The organism is Nonomuraea dietziae, from assembly GCF_014195505.1.
GTDB lineage: Bacteria > Actinomycetota > Actinomycetes > Streptosporangiales > Streptosporangiaceae > Nonomuraea > Nonomuraea roseola.
The window spans coordinates 751,568-768,826 of the sequence record NZ_JACIBV010000002.1; the positions used below are offsets into that span (position 1 = coordinate 751,568).

The 17,259-nt window shown below is 70.8% G+C and carries 15 protein-coding genes; 9 read left to right on the top strand and 6 right to left on the bottom strand.

Features of this window, described 5'->3' with window-relative positions; translation table 11 throughout:
* Positions 1 to 104: 104 nt before the first annotated feature.
* Together FHR33_RS46220 and FHR33_RS46225 are read left to right on the top strand one after the other, a co-directional pair.
* Positions 105 to 1,019 carry a COX15/CtaA family protein gene (locus tag FHR33_RS46220; RefSeq protein WP_183661948.1) on the top strand — a complete coding sequence of 305 codons (915 nt, stop codon included), beginning with the start codon at positions 105 to 107 and terminating at the stop codon, positions 1,017 to 1,019.
* Between the two features lie 74 nt (positions 1,020 to 1,093).
* Positions 1,094 to 1,789 carry a SanA/YdcF family protein gene (locus tag FHR33_RS46225; RefSeq protein ID WP_246453720.1) on the top strand — a complete coding sequence of 232 codons (696 nt, stop codon included), beginning with the start codon at positions 1,094 to 1,096 and terminating at the stop codon, positions 1,787 to 1,789.
* Between the two features lie 31 nt (positions 1,790 to 1,820).
* Here FHR33_RS46225 and FHR33_RS46230 read toward each other — a convergent pair whose 3' ends face one another.
* Both FHR33_RS46230 and FHR33_RS46235 read right to left on the bottom strand, forming a co-directional pair.
* On the bottom strand, positions 1,821 to 3,038 hold the full coding sequence (locus tag FHR33_RS46230; protein WP_183661951.1) for a PrsW family intramembrane metalloprotease: 1,218 nt from the start codon (positions 3,036 to 3,038) through the stop codon (positions 1,821 to 1,823).
* A gap of 53 nt (positions 3,039 to 3,091) precedes the next feature.
* A complete protein-coding gene (locus FHR33_RS46235) occupies positions 3,092 to 3,997 on the bottom strand; it encodes a heme o synthase (protein ID WP_183661953.1) in 906 nt (301 codons plus the stop codon).
* A 286-nt stretch (positions 3,998 to 4,283) separates the two neighbouring features.
* Here FHR33_RS46235 and tkt point away from each other — a divergent pair, with 286 nt between their 5' ends.
* The 7 genes from tkt (at position 4,284) to FHR33_RS46270 (ending at position 13,909) form a co-directional block, all read left to right on the top strand.
* Positions 4,284 to 6,377 (top strand): transketolase, encoded by a 2,094-nt coding sequence (gene tkt / locus FHR33_RS46240; RefSeq protein ID WP_221242568.1) that lies wholly within the window; start codon positions 4,284 to 4,286, stop codon positions 6,375 to 6,377.
* A gap of 2 nt (positions 6,378 to 6,379) precedes the next feature.
* The gene (gene tal, locus FHR33_RS46245; protein WP_183661961.1) at positions 6,380 to 7,471 is read left to right on the top strand and encodes a transaldolase; all 1,092 of its coding nucleotides are present in this window, start codon (positions 6,380 to 6,382) and stop codon (positions 7,469 to 7,471) included.
* 2 nt (positions 7,472 to 7,473) lie between these two features.
* Positions 7,474 to 9,084: a phosphoglucose isomerase-related protein gene (locus tag FHR33_RS46250; protein ID WP_183661963.1), complete on the top strand. Its 1,611-nt coding sequence runs from the start codon at positions 7,474 to 7,476 to the stop codon at positions 9,082 to 9,084.
* Position 9,085: 1 nt separating this feature from the next.
* A complete protein-coding gene (zwf, locus tag FHR33_RS46255; RefSeq protein ID WP_246453721.1) occupies positions 9,086 to 10,687 on the top strand; it encodes a glucose-6-phosphate dehydrogenase in 1,602 nt (533 codons plus the stop codon).
* 67 nt (positions 10,688 to 10,754) lie between these two features.
* Complete coding sequence (locus tag FHR33_RS46260) at positions 10,755 to 11,666, top strand: glucose-6-phosphate dehydrogenase assembly protein OpcA (RefSeq protein WP_183661965.1); 912 nt, start codon at positions 10,755 to 10,757, stop codon at positions 11,664 to 11,666.
* 136 nt (positions 11,667 to 11,802) lie between these two features.
* Positions 11,803 to 12,579, top strand: coding sequence for a 6-phosphogluconolactonase (gene pgl / locus FHR33_RS46265; protein WP_183661967.1), 777 nt, complete (start codon positions 11,803 to 11,805; stop codon positions 12,577 to 12,579).
* Between the two features lie 115 nt (positions 12,580 to 12,694).
* Entirely contained in the window at positions 12,695 to 13,909 is a 1,215-nt protein-coding gene (locus FHR33_RS46270; RefSeq protein WP_183661969.1) for a S8 family peptidase, read from the top strand.
* 51 nt (positions 13,910 to 13,960) lie between these two features.
* On the opposite strand, the gene add is transcribed toward FHR33_RS46270, so the two are convergent.
* The 4 genes from add to FHR33_RS46290 all read right to left on the bottom strand — a co-directional run bounded on the left by add (position 13,961) and on the right by FHR33_RS46290 (position 17,256).
* Positions 13,961 to 14,971 carry an adenosine deaminase gene (add, locus tag FHR33_RS46275; protein ID WP_183661971.1) on the bottom strand — a complete coding sequence of 337 codons (1,011 nt, stop codon included), beginning with the start codon at positions 14,969 to 14,971 and terminating at the stop codon, positions 13,961 to 13,963.
* Between the two features lie 73 nt (positions 14,972 to 15,044).
* Complete coding sequence (locus FHR33_RS46280; protein WP_183661973.1) at positions 15,045 to 15,620, bottom strand: TetR/AcrR family transcriptional regulator; 576 nt, start codon at positions 15,618 to 15,620, stop codon at positions 15,045 to 15,047.
* A 10-nt stretch (positions 15,621 to 15,630) separates the two neighbouring features.
* Complete coding sequence (locus FHR33_RS46285) at positions 15,631 to 16,500, bottom strand: oxidoreductase (protein ID WP_183661975.1); 870 nt, start codon at positions 16,498 to 16,500, stop codon at positions 15,631 to 15,633.
* 39 nt (positions 16,501 to 16,539) lie between these two features.
* Entirely contained in the window at positions 16,540 to 17,256 is a 717-nt protein-coding gene (locus tag FHR33_RS46290; RefSeq protein ID WP_183661977.1) for a hypothetical protein, read from the bottom strand.
* Positions 17,257 to 17,259: the final 3 nt, after the last annotated feature.

The following is a 17,259-nucleotide window of genomic DNA, read 5'->3' on the forward strand; positions in this document are numbered from 1 at the left end:
GGGAACTACCCCCGCCGCGGGGCCGGCGACCGGTGGAAGGACCACGCACCCCGCCCCCTACCATCGAAGACGTGAAATCCTTCTGGCCGCCTACCCCGCGTTCGATGAGCCTGTGGGCCCTGTTGTCCGTGATCGCCAACGCGGGCATCACCGTCACCGGCGCGGCGGTGCGAGTCACAGGATCGGGGCTGGGCTGCCCGACCTGGCCCAGGTGCACGCCCGACAGCTTCGTCCCAGTCGCGCATCCCGAGCACAGCTGGGTCAACATGGGCATCGAGTTCGGCAACCGGCTGCTCACCTTCCTGGTGCTGGCCGTGGCCATGATCTGCGTGCTCACCGCGATCCGGATGGCGCCGCGCCGCCGCGACCTGGTCCGCCTGGCCTGGGTGCAGCCCGCGGGCGTCGTCGCCCAGGCGCTGTGGGGCGGCCTGGTGGTGCGCAGCGCGCTCAACCCCGTCACGGTCAGCATGCACTTCCTCATCTCCATCGGCCTGACGGCGGCCTGCTGGCTGCTCTACGCACGCTCGCGCGAGGGCGACGGCCCCGCCAGAGCCGTCGTGCACCGCGACATCCGCCGCCTGGGCCACGTGCTCCTGGCCGCGGTGGCCGTCCTGCTGGTCGCGGGCGTGGTGGTGACCGGCACGGGGCCGCACTCCGGCGACGCGCTGGCCTCCCGCTTCGACTTCGACATCGAGACCGTGGCGCGGCTGCACGCCGACATCGTCTACGTGGTGGTCGGCCTCACCTTCGCGCTGCTGTTCGCGCTGCACGTGACCGGCGCACCCAAGCCGGCCCGCGCGGCGGCGGTGGGGCTGCTGGTGATCGAGCTGGCCCAGGGCGTGATCGGCTACACCCAGTACTTCCTGGCCGTGCCGGCGTTCCTGGTCGGCCTGCACGTCCTGGGCGCCACGGTGGTGTGGATCGGCGCCCTGCGGGTGGTCACCAGCCTGCGGGTCCGCGACGAGGTGCCCGCCGAGGCCCAAGGGGCGTCCGCGGCCGCCGTCCCCCTCCCCCACTGATCACCCGCCTCCCGAAGCGGGGAGTATGGCACGATATGTCGGCCACTCCCCCACCAGCGCGAGGTGCACGTTTCATGCGATTCGTCCCCCTTACCCGCATCACCCGTACGGCGATGCGCCGCGCCTACCAGGGCGCCGTGGCGGTGAGCGTGCTGGCCATCGCCCCGCTGACCTGGGCGTGGATCGGGAGCGAGAACCACCGCGTCGTGGCGGACACGCCTGGGTGGCTGTCCAGGGTGCCCGCCTCGGGCACCGCGCTGGTCCTCGGCGCCGGCCTGTTCGCCGGGCAGCCGAGCCCGATGCTGGCCAGGCGCCTCGACATCGCCGCGGGCCTCTACCGGGCCGGCAAGGTCAAGGCCCTGCTCCTGTCGGGCGACAACAGCAGGAAGGACTACGACGAGCCCTCGGCCATGCGCGACTACCTGCTGGCCAAGGGGGTGCCCGACGCGGTGATCGTCCGCGACTACGCGGGCTTCGACACCTGGGACTCCTGCGTGCGGGCCCGCGACGTCTTCGGCGCCGACGACGTCACCGTGGTCACGCAGGCCTTCCACCTGCCGAGGGCGGTGACGCTGTGCCGTACGGCGGGGCTGCGGACCTTCGGCGTCGGCGACGACTCCGCCAGGCAGTGGGCGGCCGCCACCTACGTCTTCGCCGCGCGGGAGTTCGTGGCCTCGGCCAAGGCGCTGGGCGACGTGGTGCTCGGCGCCGATCCGGTCTTCCCGGGGCCGAGGGAGACCTCCCTCCTGCGGGCCCAGGCAGGCCGATGAAGCGGCGGACGGCCGACAGCCTCTCCGGGCCTCAGACCGGCCAGTGGCCCTCGGTGGTGGGCGACGGCGCTCCCGGCGCGTAGCCGGGCGGCGGGGTGCCGTGGGCGGCGGCACGGGCGTGCTGACGCGGCACGGGGAAGCGGGCCCTGGCCGCGCTCATGCACTCGAGCAGCGCCCTCTGCTCCTCATGGAAGGTCTGGTCGTCGACGATGTGACGGGCGGCCCGCTCGTGCAGGAGGCCGAGCTCGGTGGCGGCGAGCTGGTAGTCGCTCATCGCCCGCACCCCCTCCTTGCCGCCGTGCGCCTTGGCCCACTGCCTGGCCTGCCTGCGTCGCGACAGCGCCGACAGCATGAAGATGTCGGCCGCGTCGACCAGCCTCGTCGGCTCGTAGGGCGGCAGGTAGCGCTGGAGCAGGGCGACGATGCGCCGCCTGTCGCGCAGGACCACGCCGATGAGCACGAACAGCACCATGAGCAGGACCAGATAGGCGATCACCAGGCCGGCGAAGCCGCCGTAGGAGGCCAGGCCGTTCCACATGCCGTGCAGCAGCATCGCGGCGATCCAGCCCGCCAGGATGATGAGGGCCCTGTCGGAGCCCGAGCGTCTGGCGGCGTAGGCGACGGCCACGCCCATCATCGAGGTGAACAGCGGATGGGCGAAGGGCGACAGGATGCCGCGCAGCACGACGGTCACCGCCAGGCCCTGCACGCCGAACTGGTCCTGGGCGGCGATGTAGTAGCTGACGTTCTCGGTCATGGCGAAGCCGAGGCCGACCATGCTGGCGTAGATGATGCCGTCGGTCGGCCCGTCGAGCTCGGCGCGGCGGAACCTGAGCAGCCCGAGCAGCACCAGGCCCTTCATCGTCTCCTCGACCACGGGAGCGCCGAAGGTGGCGGCGATGTTGCGCGCGGTGGCGGCCGACAGGCCCACGGTGTCGGTGATGTACTGCAGGTTGAGCGAGTTGACGATGCCCGCCACCAGCACGGCGATGCCCGCGCCCCACGCGAAGGCGAAGACCAGGTTGCTGCGCGGCTCCGGCTCCATGCGGTCGAGCGCCAGCACGGCGGCCAGCAGCAGCGGCACGGGGGCCAGCGCCAGGGTGAGGGCGATGAAGAACTGCACAGGCGCGCCGTTGAGCACGTCGAAGGAGAACGAAACCAGAGCGCAGATGCCCGCCAGCACCAGGCCCGCGATCAACGCGAAGGACGGCCGGTCCTTGAACACCCAGCGTGGATCACGGGTCTTCATACCGTGACTGTAACGGATCGCCATGAAGCTGTCCTTCCCACTTCGAGAGCAGGTCAGGCCAGCAGCGGATCAATCGCGACCGCGAGGAACAGCAGCGCCAGATAGGCGTTCGACCAGTGGAAGAAGCGCATGGGACGAAGATCGACACCGCTCTTGCCCGCGTTGAGCCTGCCGAGCAGCCGGTAGACCTCGATCAGGCAGAACGCGCCGAGCACCGCGGCGACGATCGGGTAGAGCAGCGTCGTGTCCGCGACCGGCCACAGCAGCAGCGAGCAGGCGACCGTGGCCCAGGTGTAGGCGATGGACTCCAGCACCACCCTGCGCTCGGTGGCCACCACCGGCAGCATCGGGATCGAGGCGGCCGCGTAGTCCTCCTTGTAGCGCATCGCCAGGGTCCAGGTGTGCGGAGGCGTCCAGAAGAACACCACGCCGAACAGCACCAGAGGCGTCCAGTCCAGGCCGCCGGTGATGCCCGACCAGCCGATCACGACCGGCATGCAGCCCGCCAGGCCGCCCCAGACGATGTTCTGGGAGGTGCGGCGCTTCAGCACCATCGAGTAGACGAAGACGTAGAACAGGATCGCCGACAGGTTGAGCGCCGCCGCGAGCAGGTTCGTCGTCACCCACATGCCGACAACGGACAAGATCCCCAGAACCACGCCGAAGACGAGGGCGGCGCGCGGGGTGACCTGGTGCCTGGCCAGCGGCCGCTTGCGGGTGCGCCGCATCTTCACGTCGATGTCGCGGTCGATGTAGCAGTTGAGCGCGTTGGCGCTGCCCGCCGACAGCGTGCCGAACACCATGACCGACAGCGCCCTCCACAGCGGGGGCAGGCCGTCGGCGGCGAGGAACATCACCGGCAACGTCGTGATCAGGAGCAGCTCGATGACCCGCGGCTTGGTCAGCGCGACGTACGCCTTGATGACCGCGCCGAAGGAGCGCGGTTCGGCGGGCGCCATGGCCGACGGGGGCCCAGCCGGCGATTGCCTGTTCGTGAGCACCGTCAAGGCGCTTCCAGCGTGTGCGGAGTCAACGCGTAACCTCTGAAGAGAGCGGAACCGTGGACGCCGAGCACCAGACGTCCTTGCGAACAAACAAACTGTAGTCGCAGGGTGGGCCGGTCCGGCCAATGGGGGCACCGAGGGTGGGTTGGTCAGCCCCACCAAGGTCTACTCAGTTAGGGTCGGTGTGGGCGGGAAATGCCACCAGCACCACCATGACAACTAGATTCCGGAGATCGAGCAGTTGAGCACCTTTGAATGGACCGACCTCGACAAGCAGGCGGTCGACGTGGTCCGAGCCCTGGCGATGGACGCGGTCGAAAAGGCGGGCTCGGGCCACCCCGGCACCGCGATGAGCCTGGCGCCCGCCGCATACCTGCTCTTCCAGCGCACGATGCGTCACGACCCCACGGACCCGACGTGGGCGGGCCGTGACCGCTTCGTGCTGTCATGCGGGCATTCCAGCCTGACGCTGTACATCCAGCTCTACCTGTCCGGCTACGGCCTGTCCCTTGACGACATCAAGCGGCTGCGCACCTGGGACAGCCTCACGCCGGGTCACCCCGAGCACGGGCACACGGTGGGCGTCGAGACGACGACCGGCCCGCTCGGCCAGGGCATCGGCAACGCGGTCGGCATGGCGATGGCCGCCCGCCGCGAGCGCGGCCTGTTCGACCCCGACGCCGAGCCCGGCACCAGCCCCTTCGACCACCACATCTGGTGCTTCGTCTCCGAGGGCGACATCGAGGAGGGCGTCAGCCACGAGGTCAGCGCCATCGCGGGGCACCAGAAGCTGGGCAACCTGACGGTGGTGTTCGACTCCAACCACATCTCCATCGAGGACGACACGCAGATCGCCCTGTCCGAGGACGTGGTCAAGCGCTACGAGGCCTACGGCTGGCACGTCCAGACCGTCGACTGGACCCAGACGGGCGAGTACGTCGAGGACGTCAGGGCGCTGCACGACGCGCTCGAGGCGGCCCGCGCCGAGACCGACAAGCCGTCGTTCATCAGGCTGCGCACGATCATCGGCTGGCCCGCTCCCAACAAGCAGAACACCGGCAAGGCCCACGGCTCCGCGCTGGGCGCCGACGAGGTCGCGGCCACCAAGAAGGTCATGGGCCAGGACCCCGACAAGACCTTCGACGTGCCCGCCGAGGTGCTGGAGCACGCCCGCCAGGTGGCCGAGCGCGGCCGCGCCGCGCACGCCGAGTGGGAGAAGTCCTACGCCGACTGGCGTCTGGCCAACGAGGAGCGCGCGGCGGAGTTCGACCGCATCTCCAAGCGTCAGCTGCCCGCCGACTGGACCAGCGCGCTGCCGGAGTTCGAGGTGGGCGCCTCGGTGGCCACCCGCAAGGCCTCGGGTGAGGTGCTCAACGCCATCGCCCCCTTCCTGCCCGAGCTGTGGGGTGGCTCGGCCGACCTGGCCGAGTCGAACCTCACCACGATCAAGGGCGAGCCCTCCTTCATTCCCGAGGAGTTCCAGACCAAGGAGTTCCCCGGTAACCGCTACGGCCGCACGCTGCACTTCGGCATCCGCGAGCACGGCATGGGCGCGATCCTCAACGGCATCGCCCTGCACGGCGGCACGCGTCCCTACGGCGGCACCTTCCTGGTCTTCTCCGACTACATGCGGCCTGCCGTCCGGCTCGCCGCGCTGATGAAGCTGCCCGTCACCTACGTGTGGACGCACGACTCCATCGGCCTCGGCGAGGACGGCCCCACCCACCAGCCGGTCGAGCACCTGTGGGCGCTGCGCGCCATCCCCGGCCTCGACGTGGTGCGCCCCGGCGACGCCAACGAGACGGCGGCGGCGTGGAAGACCGTGCTCGAGCACAACGACAGGCCCGCGGCGCTGGCGCTGACCAGGCAGAACCTGCGCGTCCTCGAGGGCACCAGCGCCGAGGGCGTGGCCAGGGGCGGGTACGTGCTGCGCGAGGCCTCCAACGGCCAGCCGCTGGTGATCCTCATCGCCACCGGCAGCGAGGTCGAGATCGCGCTCGACGGCCGCGACGTGCTCGAGTCCCAGGGAATTCCGACGCGCGTCGTCTCCATGCCGTGTGTCGAGTGGTTCCACGGGCAGGACTCCGCTTACCGGGCGACGGTCCTGCCCTCGGACGTCAAGGCACGAGTGGCGGTCGAGGCGGGAATCGCGCTGGGCTGGCGGGAGTTCGTTGGAGATGCGGGCGAAGTGGTCAGCCTGGAGCACTTCGGCGCATCGGCTCCATACAAGACGCTATACGAGCAGTTCGGCCTCACCGCCGAGCGAGTCGCGGCCGCAGCCAAGGCCAGTCTCGCCAAGCTGGGGTTCGACAAGGGCGAGACGACGGGAAACTAGACATGTCGGAAAACCTGAACAAGCTCACCAGCCAGGGCGTGTCCATCTGGCTCGATGACATCAGCCGTGAGCGCCTGCGCACCGGCAACCTGGAGCAGCTGATCCGCGAGAAGAACGTCGTGGGCGTGACCTCCAACCCGACGATCTTCGCCAACGCGCTCAGCAAGGGCGACGCCTACGACGCCCAGCTGCACGACCTCGCCGTGCGCGGGGTCGACGTGGGCGAGGCCGTCAGGGCCATCACCACCTACGACATCAGGTGGGGCGCCGACGTGCTGCGCCCCGTCTACGACGCCACCGGCGGCGTGGACGGCAGGGTCTCCCTCGAGGTGGACCCGCGCCTGGCCCGCGAGACCGAGAAGACGATCGCCGAGGCCCGCTTCCTGTGGTGGGCGGTCGACAGGCCCAACCTGCTCATCAAGATCCCCGCGACGGTCGAGGGCCTGCCCGCGATCACGCAGGCGATCTCCGAGGGCATCAGCGTCAACGTCACGCTGATCTTCTCGCTGGAGCGCTACCGCGCGGTCATGGACGCCTGGCTGGCCGGCCTCGAGGCCGCGCAGGCCAAGGGTCTCAACCTGGCCTCCATCGAGTCGGTGGCCTCCTTCTTCGTCAGCCGCGTCGACACCGAGATCGACAAGCGTCTCGACAAGGTGGGCAAGCCCGAGCTGAAGGGCAAGGCGGGCGTGGCCAACGCGCGCCTGGCCTACGCGGCCTTCGAGGACGTCATGAACTCCGAGCGCTGGCAGCGCCTGCGCGCGGCAGGGGCCCGTCCGCAGCGTCCGCTGTGGGCCTCGACCGGCGTCAAGGACCCCAACTACGTCGACACGATGTACATCGACGACCTGGTGGCCCCCGGCACCGTCAACACCATGCCGGAGAAGACGCTCGACGCCGCCGCCGACCACGGCAGCATCACGGGCGACACCGTCCGTCCCTTCTACGAGCAGGCCTGGAACACCATGGCCGCGCTCAAGGAGGCGGGCATCGACTACGACGACGTCGTGCGCGTGCTCGAGGACGAGGGCGTGGAGAAGTTCGAGGCGTCGTGGAACGAGCTGCTCGAGAGCATCAGCAAGAAGCTGGTTCCCTGACGATGGAGGTCACCTACCGCGAGGAGGGGGTGGCCGAGGCCGCCGCCTCCGTCGCGGGCAGGCTGTCCGATGACGGGGTCCCCGCCCGCCTGGCGGCCGGCGACCCCGCTCTGTGGGGCGCCGGCGCCGAAGCCGAGGCGGCGATTCGCCTCGGCTGGCTCAATCTGCCGCGCACCTCGCGCGAGCTGCTGCCCGAGCTCGGCAAGCTGGTGGAGCGGGCCCGTGCCGAGGGCCTCGACCACGTGGTCCTGTCCGGCATGGGCGGCTCCTCGCTGGCGCCCGAGGTCATCTGCAACACCGCCGACGTCGCGCTGACCGTCCTCGACACCACCGACCCCGACCAGGTGCGGCGGGCGCTCGACGACCGTCTCGACCGCACGATCGTGGTCGTGTCGAGCAAGAGCGGCTCGACGGTCGAGACCGACAGCCACCGCAGGATCTACGAGCAGGCCTTCAGATCGGCCGGCATCGACCCCGCCGAGCGGATCGTCGTCGTCACCGACCCCGGCTCCCCTCTGGAGCAGGCGGCCGTCGAGGCCGGTTACACGATCTTCCTCGCCGACCCGAACGTCGGCGGGCGCTACTCGGCGCTGTCGGCGTTCGGCCTGGTGCCGAGCGCGCTGGCAGGCGCCGAGATCGAGCAGCTGCTCGACGACGCCGCCGAGGTGCTGCCCTCACTCGCGCTGAAGGAGGGCAACCCGGGGCTGGCGCTCGGCGCGGCGCTCGGCGGCGCCGCTCTCGCGGGGCGCGACAAGCTCATCCTCGAAGACCAGCTGACCGAGATCAACGGCCTGCCCGACTGGATCGAGCAGCTGGTCGCCGAGTCCACGGGCAAGCAGGGCAGGGGCATCCTGCCGGTCGTCGCCGCCGAGCCCACGGGCGCGCGCGACGAGCTGGTGGTGGCGATCGAGTCCGACGACGGCGACGTCCGCGTCGACGGCCCGCTCGGCGCGCAGTTCATGGTGTGGGAGTACGCCACGGCGCTGGCCGGTCTCGTGCTCGGCGTCAACCCCTTCGACCAGCCCGACGTGGCCGAGTCGAAGGACAACACCACGCGCGTGCTGGACGGCCCCCCGGCCGCCGAGGAGCCCGTGCTGGTCGACGGGCCCGTCGAGGTCTACGGCGAGAGCCGGGCCGGCGACCTGTCGGGCGTGCTCACCGAGCTGCTCAAGGCGGTGCCCTCCGACGGCTACCTGGCCGTCATGGCGTACCTCGACAGGCTGGCCGCCTTCGACGCTCCCATGCCGGAGGACCCCGACTTCGAGCAGATGACCGAGGCGTGGATGGCGGCCGACGCCCAGACGCTGCGGGCGCTGCTGGCCATGAGGACGCCGCGTCCCGTGACGTTCGGCTGGGGCCCTCGCTTCCTGCACTCCACCGGGCAGTACCACAAGGGCGGCCCGTCGAACGGAGTGTTCCTGCAGATCACCGGCGCCGTGACGGCCGACGTCGAGGTGCCTGGCAGGCCCTACACGCTGGGCGGCCTGCAACTGGCGCAGGCGCTCGGCGACCGGCGGGCGCTCATCGGGCGTGGGCGGCCCGCCGTACGACTGCATTTGACCGACCGCGCAGCGGGGATCGCGCACCTGCTCGCAGCCGCACAGGAGGTCTGAGATGACGGAACCGGCAGCGCCCGTGGAGGAGACCGCCGCCGTGGCGTCCGCCGCCGCGGTGACGGCCACGACACTTGAGGCGGCCGCCGCCAACCCGCTGCGTGATCCGCGGGACAAGCGGCTGCCCAGGGTGGCGGGACCATGTGTGCTGGTGCTTTTCGGAGTGACGGGAGACCTGGCCAAGCGCAAGCTGCTGCCGGCGATCTACGACCTGGGCAACAGGGGGCTGCTGCCGCCCGGTTTCTCGCTGGTCGGATTCGCCCGCCGCGACTGGGCCAACCAGGACTTCGCGCAGCTCACGCATGACGCGGTGAAGGAGCACGCGCGCACGCCCTTCCGCGAGGAGGTCTGGAAGCAGCTGGCCGAGGGCATCCACTTCGTGCCGGGTGAGTTCTCCGACGACGGCGCCTTCGACGCCCTCGCGATGGCTTTGAAGGAGATCGACCAGACCAGGGGCACCGGCGGCAACTATGCCTTCTACCTGTCGGTGCCGCCGAAGTTCTTCCCCACGGTGGTGCAGCAGCTCAAGCGCACCGGCCTGGCCGACGCGCCCGAGGGCTCGTGGCGGCGGGTGGTGATCGAGAAGCCGTTCGGCCACGACCTGCAGAGCGCGCACGAGCTGAACGAGATCACCAACGAGGCCTTCCCCGAGAGCTCGATCTTCAGGATCGACCACTACCTCGGCAAGGAGACGGTCCAGAACATCATGGCGCTGAGGTTCGCCAACAACCTCTACGAGCCGATCTGGAACCGCAGCTACGTCGACCACGTGCAGATCACCATGGCCGAGGACATCGGCCTGGCCGGGCGCGCGGGCTACTACGACGGCATCGGCGCGGCCCGCGACGTGATCCAGAACCACCTGCTCCAGCTGCTCGCGCTGGTCGCGATGGAGGACCCCACCTCCTTCGAGGCCAACGCGCTGCGCAGGGAGAAGGAGAAGGTGCTCAAGGCGGTGCGGCTGCCCGCCGACCTGTCGCTGAACACCGCGCGAGGCAAGTACGCGGCGGGCTGGCAGGGCGGCGAGAAGGTCGTCGGCTACCTGGACGAGGAGGGCATCCCCGCCGACTCCGTGACCGAGACCTACGCGGCCATCAAGCTGGAGATCGCCAACAGGCGCTGGGCGGGCGTGCCGTTCTACCTGCGCACGGGCAAGCGGCTCGGCCGCCGCGTCACCGAGGTGGCCGTCGTCTTCCAGAAGGCGCCGCACCTGCCCTTCAGCAAGGACGACACCGAGATCCTCGGCCACAACGCCCTGGTCATCAGGGTGCAGCCGGACGAGGGCATCACCGTGCGGTTCGGCTCGAAGGTGCCGGGCACGGCCATGGAGGTACGGGACGTGTCCATGGACTTCGCCTACGGCGAGTCGTTCATGGAGTCCTCGCCCGAGGCGTACGAGCGGCTGCTGCTGGACGTGATGATCGGCGACCCGCCGCTCTTCCCGCACCAGCGCGAGGTGGAGCTGTCGTGGAAGATCCTCGACCCGATCGAGGAGTTCTGGGCCACCCAGGGCCAGCCCGAGGACTATCCCGCCGGCACCTGGGGGCCGCCGTCGGCCGACGAGATGATGGCCCGCGACGGCAGGGTCTGGAGGCGACTGTGAGCGAGCGCGACGAGAGAACCATGGAACACGGCACATCGGATGTCATGAGGCCGGCGAAGGAGGACTCATGACGTCGTTCATGCTGACCGACACGACGGCCGGCAAGATCTCCGGGCAGCTCACCAGGCTGCGCCACCAGATGGGCGCCCCCGCCGTGGGCATGGTGCTGACGCTGGTGGTGGTCTGCGACGAGCGCGACCAGTACGACTCGGTCCGCTCGGCCACCGAGGCCGCCCGCGAGCACCCCTCGCGGATCCTCGTGGTGATCAACCGGGAGTCCGACGAGGCCAACAGGCTCGACGCGGAGCTGCGCGTCGGGGAGTCCACGCCCGGCGAGGTCGTGGTGCTGCGCCTGTACGGCGAGCTGACCTCCCACGCCGACTCGGTCGTCAGCCCGCTGCTGCTGCCGGACACGCCCGTGGTGGCGTGGTGGCCGGGCGACGCGCCTGCCGTGCCGTCGAAGGATCCGATCGGGATGCTCGCCCAGCGCAGGATCACCGACGCCAAGACGGTGCCCGACGGCATCAAGGTGCTGGCCGGCAGGGCCAAGGGCTACGCGCCAGGCGACACCGACCTGGCGTGGGCCAGGCTGACGCCGTGGCGCAGCCTGCTGGCCGCCGCCTTCGACCAGCCGGTGGACAAGGTCAAGAAGGGCTTCGTGGACGCCGCGGCAGGGAACGCGAGCGCGCCGCTGCTGGCGGCGTGGCTGAGCGAGCGGCTCGGCGCGCCGGTCAAGGTGGCCGACTCGGCGGGCCCGGGCCTGACGGCGGTCAGGCTGACGGTCGACGGCGGCGAGATCGCGGTGACCCGCACGGACGCGCGGCTGGCCACGCTCGCCCGTCCGGGGCAGCCCGACCGGCACGTCGCGCTGGCCAGGCGGCACACCTCGGAGCTGCTGGCCGAGGAGCTGCGCAGGCTCGACTCCGACGAGATCTACGAGGCCGCGCTGAAGCGGCTGTCGCGCACGTACAAGGGCTGACGAGCCTTTCGCAGGTCCCGGGTCCTGGGCGGGCCCGGGACCTGCGCGCCTCTCCTCCGGCGCCGCGGCCCTCCCGAAACAGAGAAGCGAAGTCCCGCAACCGATCACGCAGTCAGGGCTCGATAGGGTGGCATCCGTGAGCGTTCCCAACGTAGTCGTGCACCGCGACGCCGACGTGCTGGCCAAGGCCGTCGCCGCCCGCATCATCACCCGCCTGGTCGACGTGCAGTCCGCCAGAGGCTCGGCATCGCTGGTGCTGACCGGCGGCACGGTCGGCATCGCCACCCTGGCCGCCATCGCCGCGACCCCCGCCCGCGACGCCGTCGACTGGCCCAAGCTCGACATCTGGTGGGGCGACGAGCGCTTCCTGCCCTCCGGCGACCCCGAGCGCAACGAGACGGGCGCTCGCGAGGCCCTGCTCGACCGCGTCGACCTCGATCCGGCCAGGGTGCACGTCATGCGCGGCCCCGACTCCGGCATGAGCGCCGAGGAGTCGGCCGACGCCTACGCCGAGGAACTGCGCAAGGCCGCCCGTCCCGAGGACCACGGCCCCGTCCCCTCCTTCGACGTGATGCTGCTCGGCATGGGCCCCGACTCTCACGTGGCCTCGCTGTTCCCCGGCAACCCCGCCGTCTACGACACCCGTTCGGTGGTGGCCGTGCACGGCTCGCCCAAGCCGCCGCCCGTGCGCATCTCGCTGACCTTCCCCACGATCCACGCCGCTCGCGAGGTGTGGGTGGTGGCCGCCGGCGAGGAGAAGGCCGGGGCCGTACGGCTGGCGCTGTCCCAGGACTCCGGCCAGGTGCAGGTGCCCGCGGCCGGCGCGAGGGGCTCGCGGCGCACGCTGTTCCTGCTCGACAGGGCCGCGGCGGGCAAGATCCCGGCGGGCCTCGGCAGAATCGCCTCGCCCTGAACGAACCGTGAAATACATCCGGACATAAGGGCATTTGACACAAAACTTTAGGCCTTGTCAGCCCGGGTGGTGTTCTTTACTTTCATGGGCAACGACCCACGAAGGGACACCCCCCATGGTCTTGAGCAACGTGGCCTTACGTCGCTGGGCCGCGGTCATCGCCGCGGCCGCCGCCGTACTCGCGAGCTCCGCTCCCGCCCTCGCCGATCCCGAGCCCTCGGGCAAGCTGGTCATCCCCAGCGCCGATGCCCAGGCTCTGGTGCCAGGCACCTACATCGTGGTCCTGAAGGACAGGCCCGAGGTGTCGAGGGCCGCCACCGACCTGACCGCCAAGCACGGCGGCACGAAGTTCAGGGAGTACACGCACGCGCTGCGCGGCTTCGCCGTCCACGCCAGCGAGCGGCAGGCCAGGCGGCTGGCCGCCGACGCCTCGGTCGAGTACGTGCAGCAGGTGGTGGTGCACCGCGCCTCCGACACCCAGCCGAACCCGCCCTCGTGGGGGCTTGACCGCATCGACCAGCGCAACCTGCCGCTGAACAGCTCCTACACCTACGGGCCGACCGGCGCGGGGGTGCGCGCGTACATCATCGACACCGGCATCAGGCCCACCCACAGCGACTTCGGCGGGCGCGCCTCCATCGGGTTCGACGCGATCGGCGACGGCCAGAACGGCAACGACTGCCACGGCCACGGCACGCACGTGGCGGGGACCACGGGAGGCTCGGCCCACGGTGTGGCCAAGGGCGTGACGCTGGTCGGCGTCAGGGTGCTCAACTGCGAAGGGTCGGGCACCACCGACCAGGTCGTGGCGGGCATCGACTGGGTCACGGCGAACGCCGCCAAGCCGGCCGTCGCCAACATGAGCCTCGGCGGCAGCGCCGACACCGTGCTGGACACCGCGGTGAAGAACTCGATCGCCTCGGGCATCTCCTACGCCATCGCGGCGGGCAACGGCTTCTTCGGGCTGTTCGCGCTGGACGCCTGCACGCAGTCCCCCGCCAGGGTTCCCGAGGCGATCACCGTCTCGATCACCAACAACAGCGACACCAAGCCGTCGTGGGGCAACCGCGGCCCCTGTGTCGACCTGTTCGCGCCCGGCTACAACATCACCTCGGCGTGGAAGGACTCCGACACCTCGACCAGCACCATCAGCGGCACGTCGATGTCCACCCCGCACGTCGCCGGCGCCGCCGCCGTCTACCTGCAGGGTCATCCCGGCGCCACCCCGCAGCAGGTGCGCGACGCGATCGTGAACAACGCCACGACCGGCGTCGTCAAGAGCCCCGGCAGCGGCTCTCCCAACCGCCTGCTCCACACCCCCGGCCTGTAGGCACCGCCTGCGCCCCGCGGACGCCGCCCGTCCGCGGGGCGCCCGCGCCTGTCAGCGCAGTGCGTCGATCTCGGCGAGGAGCTCGCTCTTGCGCTCCTCGCTCATGTACGAGGCCCGTACGGCGTTGCCCGCCAGTGCGGCCAGCTCGCTCTCGCCCAGGCCGAACACGGTGGCCGCGACGCGGTACTCGCGCTCCAGCGTGGTCGCGAACATGGGCGGGTCGTCGCTGTTGAGGGTGACGAACAGGCCCTCCTCCAGCAGCCTGGGCAGCGGATGCTCCTCGATCCGCCCCACCTGCCCCGTGCACACGTTGGAGGTCGGGCAGACGTCCAGCGGCAGCTGGGTCTCGCGCAGGTAGGAGACCAGCCGGGGGTCGTCGAGGCAGTTGATGCCGTGTCCGATGCGCTCGGCGCCGTAGCCCTCGATGACCTCCCACACCGTCTCGGGCCCCGACATCTCCCCGCCGTGCGGGACGCTGTGCAGTCCCGCCGCGCGGGCGGCGGAGAAGGCCTCGCGGAAGGCGTCGCGGTAGGCAGGCCGCGCCTGCTCGATCCCGCCGATGCCGAAACCTACCAACGCGGCGGGAGGTTCCTTCAGCGCGTGGTCGAGAGTGATCGCGGCCGCCTCGGCGCCGAACTCGCCGGGGATGTCGAAGATGTAGGCCATCTCGACGCCGTACTCGTCCAGCGACCGGCGCGCGGCCAGGTCGAGCGCCTCGGTGACCGCGCGCATGGGCAGCCCCTGCATCCAGTGCGCGTACGGCGTGACCTGCAACTCCACGTAGCGGCAGTTCTGGGGCGACAGGTCGCGGGCCAGCCCCGTCACGAGGGAGGCGACGTCCTCGGGGTCGCGCACCAGGGAGTTGACGGCCCGGTAGACCTCGGCGAAGTGCGGGAAGTCGCGGAAGGTGTAGAACCGCCTCAGCTCCTCCTCCGTGGACGGCACGCCGCTGCCCGGATGGCGCTGGGACAGTTCGAGCACCGTGGGCACGGAGGCGGAGCCAACCAGGTGGACATGGAGCTCGACCTTGGGCAGCCGGTCGATGAAGGCGTCGATCGTCATGAGGACGACCCTAGGCACGCTCCGCCCCAGCCGGAAAGACTTGGAGGCCGAATCTGACATCAAGTCGTCAGGTTCAGCCCGTCGTCCAGGCGTGAGCCAGTGGAAGGAGCACGCGGTCGACCGATTCGGCCGCGAAGGCGTCGTCCAGCGGCGGCCCGACGAAGATCAGGCGGTGCCACACGAGCGCCTCCACGAGCTCGGACAGCCGTACGGTGTCGACGAGGGCGGCCAGCTCTCCCCTGGCCACGGCCCGCTCGACCAGCGCCCTGGTGCCGCCGAGGTCGCGCGCGGGCATGTGCGCGCGCAGCGTCCTGGCCAGCTCCTGGTGGGAGACGAGCGTGGACGACAGCCCCATGATGAGCCCGTGCTTGCGCTCGGCCGCCTCCGACAACCCTCTGACGACCTCGACCAGGTCGCCGCGCAGCGAGCCCGTGTCGGGCACGGGCGGGACGTCCATGTCGAAGCGGCGGCAGATGACGTCGACGACCAGCTCGGGCTTGCCCGCCCATCGCCGGTAGATGGTCGCCTTGCTGGCCTTGGCGCGCTTGGCGATCTGGTCGACCGACATCCGGTCGTAGCCCATCTCCGACAGCAGGTCGAAGGTGGCGTCGAGGATGGCCTTCTCCCTGCCGGGATCGAGTGGTGCCACGCACGCTTCCTTAGTTGTAGGCGAACTCCTGGAATCGTACGCCGGTCAGCTCCGTGGACACCTCCCACAGCCGCCGCGCGAGCGCCTCGTCCGTCGCCGTCCGGCTCGGCGTGAGCCGCTTGACCTTGGGCCCGAGGTACTCCCCTCCTCGGATGTCGGGCGAGGCGGCCGCGTAGAGCGAGGGCAGCGCGCCGTCCTCGGGACTGTTGAGGAAGAGCCGCAGCAGCGGCTGCAGCGGGCCGAGGGTGAAGAAGTTCGTGGCGGTGGCCCCTGGATGGGTCGCCACCGAGACGAGCGAGGAGCCGGCCCGCGCGGCCCTGCGCTGCAGTTCGAGGGTGAAGAGCAGGTTGGCCAGCTTGGAGCGGCCGTAGGAGCTCGTCCTGCCGTAGCCGCGCTCGAGGCCGAGGTCGTCGAAGTCGAGCTTGCCGACCTTGTGCGCGTCGCTGGAAACCGTGATCACGCGCGGCGAGGACGAGGCCAGCAGGCGCGGGAGCAGCAGTCCCGTGAGCGCGAAGTGCCCGAGATGGTTGGTGCCGAACTGCAGCTCGAAGCCGTCCCTGGTCTGGCCGCGCGGGATCATGCCGATCCCCGCGTTGTTGATCAGCAGCTCGACGCGGTCCACTGTGGCGGCGAAGGCGCGCACCGACGACAGGTCGGCCAGGTCGAGCTCGGCGTAGTGGACGTCGGCTCCCCGCACGGCCCGCTGGATGTCGCCGACGGCCGACCGGCCGCGTGAGGGATCGCGGGAGGCCACGGTGACACGCGCGCCGTGCCTGGCCAGTTCGAGGGCGGTCGCCAGGCCGATGCCGCTGTTGGCTCCCGTGACGATCGCGGTGGTGCCGGTGAGGTCGGGCAGATCCGAGGGGGTCCAGGCGCTCATGGGCTTCTCCAAGTGTACGAAACCGTTTCGTACACTACCTTAGCGCTTCAACCGGGCCCGCGCGTGCGCCTCCTCCCTGCGCGCCACCTCGGCCCGCTGATCGGCCTCCGCGAGCTTCTTGCGGGCTTTGGCGAGCTTCTTCTCCAGGGTCGCCACCTTCACCGCCCTCTCGTCCCTCTCCTGTACGGCCTCCGCCAGCGCCTCGCGCCACTCCTCGTAGGCGGCGGTGGCCTCGGCCTGCTCCTTGGCCTCACGGTCCGCCCTGGCCCGCGCCTCCTCCTCCGACGGCTTGCGCGCGGGGCGGGAGCGGGGGACGGGGGCGGGGGCGAAACCGCTGTAGCTGAGCGGCCTGGCCAGGCGGCCCTGCCGTACCTGGTCGGCGGCGTCGGCGTCCACGGTGGCCGCGTCGAGCGTCTGCTCCACCTCGGCGCCAGAGGAGGGCGCCAGCCGTACCAGCCGCTGGGAGAGCCTGGCGCGGCGGGCGGTCAGCTCGCCCAGCGCGTCGGCGTCCTGGGCCGCCCACGCCGCGCGCAGCTCCTCGCCCAGGTCGAGCAGTTCGGCGAGTTCGTCGGGATGGCGGCGTGACAGCTGGTTGACCGCCCAGGCCGCGACCGTGGGCTTGCGCAGCGCGGCCACCTGCCTGGCCAGGTCGCCCCGCCCCGCCTGCTTGGCCGCGCGGGCCTCCGCCTCGCGCGCGGCGATGAAGTCGGACACGTCGAGCCCGTAGAGCCGGTCGGCGATCTCGTCAAGATCCACACG